Source organism: uncultured Winogradskyella sp. (genome assembly GCF_937958655.1).
In the GTDB taxonomy this organism is placed as follows: domain Bacteria; phylum Bacteroidota; class Bacteroidia; order Flavobacteriales; family Flavobacteriaceae; genus Winogradskyella.
This window is the reverse complement of the sequence record NZ_CALGNH010000079.1, coordinates 19873-29765: the sequence shown is the minus strand read 5'-3', so window position 1 is coordinate 29765 and position 9893 is coordinate 19873. Positions and strand designations below refer to the sequence as shown.

General features: G+C 30.5%; 11 protein-coding genes and 1 tRNA gene. 8 read left to right on the top strand and 4 right to left on the bottom strand.

All coding sequences use genetic code 11. The annotated features are described in order from the left end of the window. The 4 genes from Q0800_RS13375 to Q0800_RS13360 all read left to right on the top strand — a co-directional run. Nucleotides 1-542, top strand: a 542-nt coding sequence (locus tag Q0800_RS13375; protein ID WP_299130668.1) for a RecQ family zinc-binding domain-containing protein, incomplete at its 5' end; no start/stop codon positions are given. Then, nucleotides 539-1498 carry a methionyl-tRNA formyltransferase gene (fmt, locus tag Q0800_RS13370; protein ID WP_299130665.1) on the top strand — a complete coding sequence of 320 codons (960 nt, stop codon included), beginning with the start codon at nucleotides 539-541 and terminating at the stop codon, nucleotides 1496-1498. The genes Q0800_RS13375 and fmt, both read left to right, overlap by 4 nt. Nucleotides 1499-1693: 195 nt before the next feature. After that, nucleotides 1694-1966: an HU family DNA-binding protein gene (locus Q0800_RS13365; RefSeq protein ID WP_299130662.1), complete on the top strand. Its 273-nt coding sequence runs from the start codon at nucleotides 1694-1696 to the stop codon at nucleotides 1964-1966. A 128-nt stretch (nucleotides 1967-2094) separates the two neighbouring features. Beyond that, nucleotides 2095-2649, top strand: coding sequence for a YqgE/AlgH family protein (locus Q0800_RS13360; RefSeq protein ID WP_299130660.1), 555 nt, complete (start codon nucleotides 2095-2097; stop codon nucleotides 2647-2649). Here the strand turns inward: Q0800_RS13360 and Q0800_RS13355 are convergent. Both Q0800_RS13355 and Q0800_RS13350 read right to left on the bottom strand, forming a co-directional pair. After that, on the bottom strand, nucleotides 2646-3500 hold the full coding sequence (locus tag Q0800_RS13355; protein ID WP_299130658.1) for an aminotransferase class IV: 855 nt from the start codon (nucleotides 3498-3500) through the stop codon (nucleotides 2646-2648). The two genes, Q0800_RS13360 and Q0800_RS13355, sit on opposite strands and share 4 nt — an antisense overlap. A 67-nt stretch (nucleotides 3501-3567) precedes the next feature. Continuing rightward, nucleotides 3568-3960 carry an START-like domain-containing protein gene (locus tag Q0800_RS13350; protein ID WP_299130656.1) on the bottom strand — a complete coding sequence of 131 codons (393 nt, stop codon included), beginning with the start codon at nucleotides 3958-3960 and terminating at the stop codon, nucleotides 3568-3570. Between the two features lie 177 nt (nucleotides 3961-4137). Here Q0800_RS13350 and Q0800_RS13345 point away from each other — a divergent pair. The 3 genes from Q0800_RS13345 (at nucleotide 4138) to Q0800_RS13335 (ending at nucleotide 7185) form a co-directional block, all read left to right on the top strand. Beyond that, a tRNA-Met gene (locus Q0800_RS13345) sits at nucleotides 4138-4211 on the top strand. Nucleotides 4212-4957: 746 nt separating this feature from the next. After that, complete coding sequence (locus tag Q0800_RS13340) at nucleotides 4958-5992, top strand: AraC family transcriptional regulator (RefSeq protein WP_299130654.1); 1035 nt, start codon at nucleotides 4958-4960, stop codon at nucleotides 5990-5992. Between the two features lie 167 nt (nucleotides 5993-6159). Further along, nucleotides 6160-7185, top strand: a complete 1026-nt coding sequence (locus tag Q0800_RS13335) for an AraC family transcriptional regulator (RefSeq protein ID WP_299130652.1) — start codon at nucleotides 6160-6162, stop codon at nucleotides 7183-7185. A 10-nt stretch (nucleotides 7186-7195) separates the two neighbouring features. On the opposite strand, the gene Q0800_RS13330 is transcribed toward Q0800_RS13335, so the two are convergent. Next, nucleotides 7196-7894 carry an SOS response-associated peptidase family protein gene (locus tag Q0800_RS13330; RefSeq protein WP_299130650.1) on the bottom strand — a complete coding sequence of 233 codons (699 nt, stop codon included), beginning with the start codon at nucleotides 7892-7894 and terminating at the stop codon, nucleotides 7196-7198. Between the two features lie 183 nt (nucleotides 7895-8077). Between Q0800_RS13330 and Q0800_RS13325 the strand changes: the two genes are divergently transcribed. Then, nucleotides 8078-9136, top strand: a complete 1059-nt coding sequence (locus Q0800_RS13325; RefSeq protein ID WP_299130648.1) for an AraC family transcriptional regulator — start codon at nucleotides 8078-8080, stop codon at nucleotides 9134-9136. A gap of 91 nt (nucleotides 9137-9227) precedes the next feature. On the opposite strand, the gene Q0800_RS13320 is transcribed toward Q0800_RS13325, so the two are convergent. After that, nucleotides 9228-9677, bottom strand: coding sequence for a PA2169 family four-helix-bundle protein (locus tag Q0800_RS13320; RefSeq protein WP_299130646.1), 450 nt, complete (start codon nucleotides 9675-9677; stop codon nucleotides 9228-9230). Between the last annotated feature and the right edge of the window lie 216 nt (nucleotides 9678-9893).

The following is a 9893-nucleotide window of genomic DNA, read 5'->3' as shown; positions in this document are numbered from 1 at the left end:
TTGATTATGAAACTAAAGTGAACCTTAATCTTGTTATACAAAAATCTAATAGCAACGAAATAGAAGTGATTTCGCAATTACAGCACTTAGAAAAAGATGCTATAATAAACTTGCAAATAGCTAATACAGATTCTGAAATTTCATTTTTAAAACCACGGGAAGATGACATCACCATTAACCCTTTTGCTAAAATTATAAAACAGCAACACCTAATAAAACACAAACAAGTTGAGGCCGTTCTTAGTTATGTAAATAACAATAGTATTTGTAAAAACAGACAGCTCCTATCTTATTTTGGAGAAAAGACAGTTAAGGATTGTGGTAAATGTTCCGTTTGTTCAGAAAAACCTAATATTACTTTAGAAACCACTAAAGGTATTTCTAATAAAATTGTGGAGGCTTTAAAAACAGAAGATTTATCTTCACGCCAACTATTACATAGGGTTAATTGTTCTGAGAAAGAATTGCTTCAATCACTTACAGAACTTATTGAAACCAATAACATTAAACAGACAACTAAAAATACGTACACGCTAATATGACTAAAAAACGCGACCTAAGAATCGTTTTTATGGGCACACCAGATTTTGCTGTTGCCACCTTAAAATCTCTATTAGATAATGATTATAACGTAGTTGGAGTCATTACTGCACCAGACCGTAAGGCTGGTCGTGGCCAAAAATTAAGAGCATCGGCTGTAAAAGAATTTGCTTTAAAGCACAATCTAAATATATTACAGCCAAAAAATTTAAAAGCCGAAAATTTTATTGAAGACTTAAAAGCCTTAAAAGCCAACTTACAAATTATAGTTGCCTTTAGAATGTTACCTAAAGTCGTTTGGCAAATGCCAGAATATGGCACCTTTAATCTCCATGCTTCACTCTTGCCGCAATACAGAGGTGCTGCTCCAATACATTGGGCCATTATTAATGGTGAAACAAAAACAGGAGTGACTACTTTTTTTATAGATGAAAAAATTGATACTGGTGCTATTATATTAAAGAAAGAAACCAATATTGGAGACGATACAACTGTAGGAGAATTGCATGACACCTTAATGACTATAGGCAGCCAACTCGTAATAGATACGGTAAAACGTATTGAGAGCGCTGATGTTGCTACCACTATTCAACCTGCATCTAAACATTTAAAGACAGCATACAAACTTAATAGAGATAATTGCAAAATAGATTGGACCCAAGATTTAGACACCATATATAACAAGATACGAGGTTTAAACCCTTTTCCTACCGCATGGTGTTATTTAGATAATGGTAAAGACGAATTTGAACCTGTAAAACTCTATAAGGTAGAAAAAGTTAAAGCTCTACATAATTACGAGTATGGATCTATAAAAATTGAGAATTATGAAATGAAAGTAGCTTGTAGAAATGGATTTATTAAAGTTGAAGAATTTCAGATTCCTGGCAAGCGAAAAATGCCAGTACGAGCACTTTTAAATGGATTTGAATTTTCAAAAAACGCAAAACTTCTGTAAACCCTTATTACCATTGGCTTTGTTAAAAATATAATAAAACAGGTTTCTTTATTAACAAATGCAATGACTTATCAACAAAATCGGCTATTTCCCTTGCTATTACTTGCGTAGCTTAATATTCCTGATAATTTTGTCTAAGGATTTTTAGAAATCTTATTTAAAAAATCGAATTTTTAACAATTAAAATTAAAATTTATGAACAAAACAGATTTAATCAATGGTATGGCAGAGAATGCTGGAATCACAAAAGCATCAGCTAAGAAAGCATTAGATTCTATGTTAATTGACATTGAAGGAGCATTACAAAAAGGAAACAGAGTGTCTTTAGTAGGATTTGGTTCTTGGTCAGTCTCTAGAAGAGCTGCGAGAGATGGTAGAAATCCACAGACTGGAAAGACTATTAAGATTAAAGCTAAAAATGTAGTGAAATTTAAGGCAGGTTCTGACTTAAGTAACGCTGTAAACTAAGATATTTTTTCTTAAAAAATACTGAGCCTGCTTTTATAGCAGGCTTTTTTTGTTTCAATTTTAAATAGATTTTGTTGGTTAATTACCAAAAAAACAATAGTTTAGAACTAAGAAAGTCAATCCATTTTATGTCAAAACCAGAAAAAGGCAGTTTACTCATAGCGGAGCCATCCATTATTGGAGATCTCTCTTTTAATCGTGCAGTGATTCTTCTTGCCGATCATAACTCCCTTGGTTCTGTTGGTTTTATATTAAATAAACCCTTAGATTATAACCTTAGCGATTTAGTAGATGGAACAGAATCTAAGTTTAAGGTGTACAATGGCGGCCCTGTAGAACAAGACAATCTGTACTTTATACATAAATCTCCAGAGTTAATACCTAACAGTATTGAGATTTCTAATGGTATTTTTTGGGGTGGTGACTTTAATGTTGTCCTAGATCTCATTAATACTAATAAAATTTTTAAAGATGATATTCGTTTCTTTTTAGGATATTCTGGTTGGGCCGAAGAACAACTTGACAGTGAGCTAGAGTCCAAAGCCTGGCTAGTCTCAGAAAATATTTACAACAATGATATTATAGGAAAATGCCGCCCATCCTTTTGGCGAGAAAAAATGTTAGAATTAGGTGGCCACTATAGCATATGGTCTAATGCACCTGAAAATCCAAGTTACAATTAAGCCAAAAGACGCAATTTAGCATTGAGCTTTCCTACTAGTGCTTGCGCAAATTCACAGTCATAGATTTTTTTTCTGTATTTTCTTACCGGAACGATGCCCTTTATAACATTGGTTATAAATAATTCGTCTGCCTTCTGAAGTTCAAAAGGGCTAATAGATACTTCTTCAATAAAAAGATTTACATCGTTAGAAAGAATCTCTACAATCTGTTTGCGCATAACACCTTTTAAACAACCATCCTCCAAAGGAGGGGTTTTTATTTTATCGCCTTTTACTAAAAACAGATTACCGTTTAAAGCCTCCACCACATTTTTGTTGGTATTTAAAACCAAGCAATTGTCATAGTCATTTTCTTTTGCGTATATACTTCCTATAACATTTATAGCCTTGTTATTAGACTTAAGACCTGTCAATAAATTTGGAGCCAAAAAATAATCTTTATATAAATCTACAGAATAGGGTTTATCAGGGTTTACCTTGTAAAACGGCTCATTATGAGGTTCTACAACAATATTATAATTAATAGTTTCTTGGTCTTTAGGTAAATATTTACCACCCTCTCCTCTATCTACATTTAATCTTACTCTGGCAGCACTATTTAATAAATTGTTTGCTTCTATGGTTTTTAAAATTTCTACTTCTAGAAATTCCATTGTAAAATTCATAGGTATATCTATGCGCATAATACGCATGGAAGCCATTAATCTAAAATAATGATCTTCCCAAAAAAAGATAGTTCCGTTAACTACCTTTAAAGTTTCAAATAAAGCATCACCGTACTTATAGCCTCTATTAGAAACACTTAGCAACGACGCATCTTCTGACACAATATTTCCGTTGAAATTTACCATAAAAAAATGTCCCGATTTAGGTTTAATTAAATCGAGACAAAGATATAATAGTTAAATTAGTTACGAGTTACCTTGAGCCTAAAACTTGTTTTAGACTAGAGATTTGATTATCCCAAAGCATTTTACCTTCTTCTATTTCGTCGTCCTCTGCAAAATCAGTAATCATTAAAGATACATCTTTAGTAATTTCATCAACCTGTATTCTTATTTCAAAATAGTAAGTATTTCCATCTTCATCATCACTCAGCCATCTAAATTTTACACGCTCTCCACTTTTCTTTGTTAGCAGTTTAGCCTGTTCCTCTGAGCCATCCCAAATAAATGTAAACAGTTCTCCTCGAGAATTTACATTATCCGCAAACCATTCTGACAGTCCAGAAGGTGTGGAAATATATTGGTATATTAAGGAAGGAGATGCTTGTATCACAAACTCCATTTCATATTTTTCTTTATCGTCCATATAAGCATTGTATTATAGGGTCAATATATACAATTATGGTACAATTCAAAACATTAAACGAAAATTATTTTTTTTAGATTGTTATGTTTGTTGTAGTAGAATTTGTTTTTATATTTGCAGCCGCATTAATGGGGCAATATATAGTATTAGAATTGCATCCTATTTTTGAAGAAAATTGGCGAGGTAGCTCAGTTGGTTAGAGCGTCGGATTCATAACCCGGAGGTCTCGAGTTCAAATCTCGATCTCGCTACAGCAGTAAAAGTCTAGCATGTAAATGCTGGACTTTTTTTGTGGTTTAAGTTGGAGCTTGCTTCAAAACGAAGAACTACAAAAAAAGATCTTAACAATGCGATAGCATTGCTTCTTTTACTATTGTCATCGCAACCAAAAAAGATTCTAAAAATCTCGATATCGCTACAGCAGTAAAAGTCTAGTATGTAAATACTGGGCTTTTTTTTATGCGTTACGTTATTTTATTTCTAATATCTATTCAAAATTTCAATGATAAACCAATAGGCAACGTACATTAAACAAATACTTTACTTCAAATCATAAAAAAGGTATTATTTACAAGGCTGTAGCACTAAAAAAAATTGTTCTACTTAGTGTGAAAAGCATAAGTTTTAAGTAGCAACTCATAAAATATTAGATCTAACAGACGTTATAAACTAGTAAAATTTAAGTGATTTTTAATTTGAGCTACTATTTAGCTAATACCTGCATACAACTTATTTAGTTTAAACCATAATAAAATGAATCCAATACAAGAAAATCTATTTTAAGGTTTCCAATCTTAAATCGACAATTTAACAAAAGTAGATGCACTTCCTTTTTTTATAAATATCTGAATATCATTTAATTAAAGACAAAATAACAATGTTAAATGTTAACACCTTTAAAAAAGTCTATCACTTCTAGCTATATTTAATTAGATTTACGCAAGTCTACGAAAAACCTAAACGTATTTACGACGTACATTTATTAAGTTGAATAATGATGGAAAAAAAAATTGATATTACGGATTTTGAAGCTAGCAATATTGTTATTGACATGGCAAAAAGTTTAGGTATAGAGCATGAGGTCACTAATAAAAATGAATACTGCTTGCGCATACCTAGTTCGGTAGGATCTGGCTATGTTAAAGCTTATAACTTTGACCATGGTGTAAGTGTTATAGAAACGGATTACTTGCTAAAAGATGATTTGGTTTTTGAACTTCAGCGTGGTGTAATTCATCCACTTAAGATTATTTTTAACAGAGAATCTTCATTTTATCATAAATTTAAAAAAGAGGAATCCTTTAGAGAAATTAAAACGCTACAAAGTCTTATGGTATCTAGTACACTCACTGATAACCATATGTTTAAAATACCAGCTAATGAGTCTGTTAGTATTTTTAGTATAGAAATTAACAGAAAACTATTTGAGAAAAAAATTGAAGATTTTCTATCGGATATGAATGATGAATTGGTAGAACTATTTAGAGATGTTAATGGAATTAAACAATTTATTTATATTGGAAACTATTCGATTAATGTATCAGAAACAATTACTGAATTTACCGAGTCTGAATTAGAAGGTTTTATGAGATCAGTCTCTTTAGAGGGTAAGGCTTATGACGTTTTAACAAGCCATATACAACAGTACATAGATGACCTTAACTCGCCGAATAAACGAAAAATTTTAAGACAAGCTACTATTGAGCGATTAAAAGAGGCTGTTGAGATTATAGAAAATGAAATTGATACGGTTGATAATATTGATATTTTAGCCAAGCGTGTTGGGATTAATCAAAACACATTACAACGTGCCTTTAAAAGCCTTTATAATTCTTCCATAAAGGAATATATTACAAACCATAGAATAGAAAAAGCAAAAGAACTTCTAGAAACTACAGATTTAAATATTACTGAAATTACCTACAAGATAGGTATTAACTCTAGAAGTTACTTTTCTAAGATTTTTAAAAAGCGTTACGGATTAACGCCAAAGGCCTATAAATTTAAGATAAGACAAACAAATACAGGATGATAGACAATATTAAATTCTTTTAAAATTCAAAATTTTTTAACAATTTAACCTAATAGTTGCACAAAATGTGCCCAAAAACGTTAATTTATCTTTCAAAATCACCAATAAATCCCTGTAAATAGTAAGAATTTAGCATCTCAATAAAACCCTAAACGGAAAAATTAAGGATGCGAGAAATTTTTGTAAACAACACTACCATTGAAGACACTATCAATGAACTTAATGTTGCATTGGGCGGAGAGTTAATTGAACAATGGGGAGAATACACCCTCTCTTTTAAGAATGAATTTGGAGAAGGAACCATAAGAAGCATAGGCTTTGATTGGGGCTTATCTCTATTAGACTTTGATGTTAATTTTAAAGAAGTAACTAAAATTGTTTTTAAAACAGTAGATAAAAAGCTAGTTGAATTTATTTTTATCTCGGAGGGCTACTTAGAATATAAAAACCATTCTACAGAGGAATTTGTTAACCTAGAACGCTATCAAAACATCATCGTTTCTAGTTTAGATAGCGAAAAGAAGACATTTATATTCCCTAAATCACAACAAGTAAAGGTTAATTTTATTCAGGTAGTTACTAAAGACTATTTAAAAAAGAAAAATAACAATGTTCAGTATTTAGATAAAGTTTTAAAATCTGTTTTTAAGGATAATGATCCAAATACTTCCTTTAAACATCTGGGCAATTATAACTTACAAATTGCAGATCAGGTTAAACAGCTTGGAGACTCTTATGATAATGGTGTTATAAGAACGTTATCTATTGAAGGCCAACTGAATCTTATAATGGCCATGCAAATTTTAGAACACCAAAATTCAGAATCTGGACTACCATTAGTAGATTCAATCTCTAAGGATACAATTAAAAAAATCCAAGAATTATCTAACTATATAATAGACCATCTTGCGGACTCATTAACTATTGCTGAACTATCAAAAATCTCTGGTCTTGGGCCAAAAAAAATTCAGCTAGGATTTAAAATGCTCTACTCAAAAACTGTAAATGAATATACTAGAGATTTAAAATTAGAAGTCGCTAGAGACCAACTAACAAATAGTGATTTGTCAATTTCAGAAATTGTTTACAATATTGGATTTAAAAGCCGAAGTTACTTTAGTAAAATATTTAATGAACGTTATGGTATTTTACCTAATGAGTATCGAACTAAAATTAAAAATAAAAAGGCTTAAACTTTTTTTATTATTTAGGTATACCCTTGTAAAAAACAGGTTCTAATACAGAATCATAAGTGACTCCAACTTTATGAAACTCCTTTGCTATAGGATGAGCTCTAAAATCTAAATCAGCTTTCTCCTCAAATAACTGGTAGATTTTAGTGCTATCTAAATCTTTATCTAACCACCTGTTTTGGTGCTCAGCGTTTAAGATAAACGGCATTTTATGATCGTAATTATGTATTTTACTTATAAAAGAGTTTGCCTCGGATAATACTAAGGCACAGGTTAAAAATCCATCCTTAAGTTCATTATAAACACCAGCCAAAGCAAATGGACTATCATTTTTTAAATGTACATAATACGGATACAATGTACCTCTATAAAGATAATAGGTAAAGAACCCTGTAACAATAATTAGGCATCTTCTATTAATAAGTGCTTCATTATAAAGTGGTTCTTGTTCAATTTTATCACTCTCAATATTTAATGTATTTTGAACATTTTGATAGTACTCCCAATCATCTTCAAATTGTTTTGGTAATATTCCCCAAATAGCATAAGAGATAGACTTAGGATCTTCTGCTGTAATAACAGAAATAAACGATTCTTCTAAACCATTTATTACAGGGTTGTTTTTGTGCAATTTGGGGAATTTAAATGTAGCATTGAACTCCTTTTCAATTGTGTCTCTCTCTGCGGTATTCGATAATCTATAACACATAATCAGCTCTTTTTATTCAAATTTAATGATATTTCTTGCGCTATTTTATCTTATATCAATCAATTAATGACCCAAATCGTTAAGTGATTTTAAACTAGCTTATAAACGTTAAACAAAAACTCATTAGTGTTAATAAAGCCAGTACCAAGTGACTATATTTGTAGTAAACAAACCTTTTAATCAATGTATAGAAATGATTGTTATATCAATGAATTCCATGATTTTTCTACGATTGAAAAATTACTTAAAGGCGAATTTATTAATGGCTCAAAATTAGCATTTATAAATACCAATAATGTTATTGGGAAAGGATTTATTAAATGTTTAAAACACTCAAACGGTATTGTTACATTTAATTTAGATTTATTTCCTTATACAGATATTGAAATCCCTATAAGTAGTACAAAAATTGACACCATACAGTTTATGTACATGCATGAAGGTAATGTTGAATACTCTAAAAAAGATAATAGTTTAAAAGGCACCGTTAATAAACTTCAAACGGCCATAATTGCAAATAAAGCTCCATGTATTTCTCAATTAAAACTAAAAAAGAATACTAGAACCGTTTTTAGCATTATTAGCTTAAGAAAGAAGGTATACACAAGTTTATTTGATAAAAATGATGATGAATTTTCTATAACAGCCTTAAAATTTATTAATGATTTAAATAAAAGAGATCGCACTTTTATACCTGGTGATTATGACCTAAGAATAGCAGAGCATTTTAAAAACTATTACGAACAGATTAAAGATAATCAAAACGTAAAGTACCTATCGGCAGAAGGTAGTATTTATCATATGTTAGCTAATCATTTTCGGGTAGCATTAAATTTAACCGAAGCTAATAAAATAGATACTAAACTTACCTTTAACGAGCTTAAAAGAATTAGCGATTTAAGTGATCGTATAAAAAGCACACCAGAGATACAATATTCTATAAATATGTTAAGTAGAGAAACTAGCCTATCACCAGCAAAGCTACAAGATGGATTTAAACTATTATTTAACAGAACCGTATCAGACTTTATACGTCATGTAAGACTTCAAAAAGCAGAACATTTAATGCATACCACAGATTTTAACGTCTCTGAAATTGTTTATAGTATAGGCTTTACCAGTAGAAGTTACTTTTGTAAAATATTTAAATTAGAATTTGGGTGCAGTCCAAAAGCTTATAAAAACCGTATTAAGCAGTTGAGTAAAACGGAATCACTTATCGCTAAAATCTCAGAAAATTAATTCATACCTAATAAAAAAAGATATCAAATTAATGATATCTTTTTCCAACCTAACTAACATAGTTCTTAAAAAAATTACAAGAAACTATTACTTATTGTAAATCTTCTAAACGTTTTATGGTGGACAACTCACTCTCAATAGTTGCCATTTGATTAGATAATAATGATCGTGTTGAAGACGGTAAACTCGTTTCATTCAATACCTCATTGTATGTTTTAAGAGCTGATTTCTCACCTCTAATTGCTTCCTCTAACATAGATTCGGCATTATCAGATGAGAATAAAGATTTTACATCCATCCATGCTCTGTGAGCGTCTCCTTTTATGCTACCACCTTTATCAACCTCTTGTCCAAAGGATTTTATTTCACCTTTTAGATCATGGCCAAAGTTGTAACGCTCATTTGCCTTTCTGGTAAAAAAACTTTTTAAGCCAGAATGCTCAACATTTTCTGCAGCCTTTTTATAACCTTTCTCTGCGTCATACGTTTTTTCCAATAAATCATTCAACTTATTTCCTACTGTTTCTGTGTAAGTACTCATTTTTTTTATAAATTATAAATTAAAAGCAGCTTTTGTTATTTTAGATGATGTGCTGCTATTTTACGCCATCATTACATTTGCCTTGTCAAAATTAATTTGTTATAACAATGTTACTTACCTCTTTTACAGTAAATTTTTGCTCATTAAAATATAGAATTCTAAACACGATCTTAAAGAAAATTGATTGGGTTAATCTATCTAAAATTAGATTCTTAA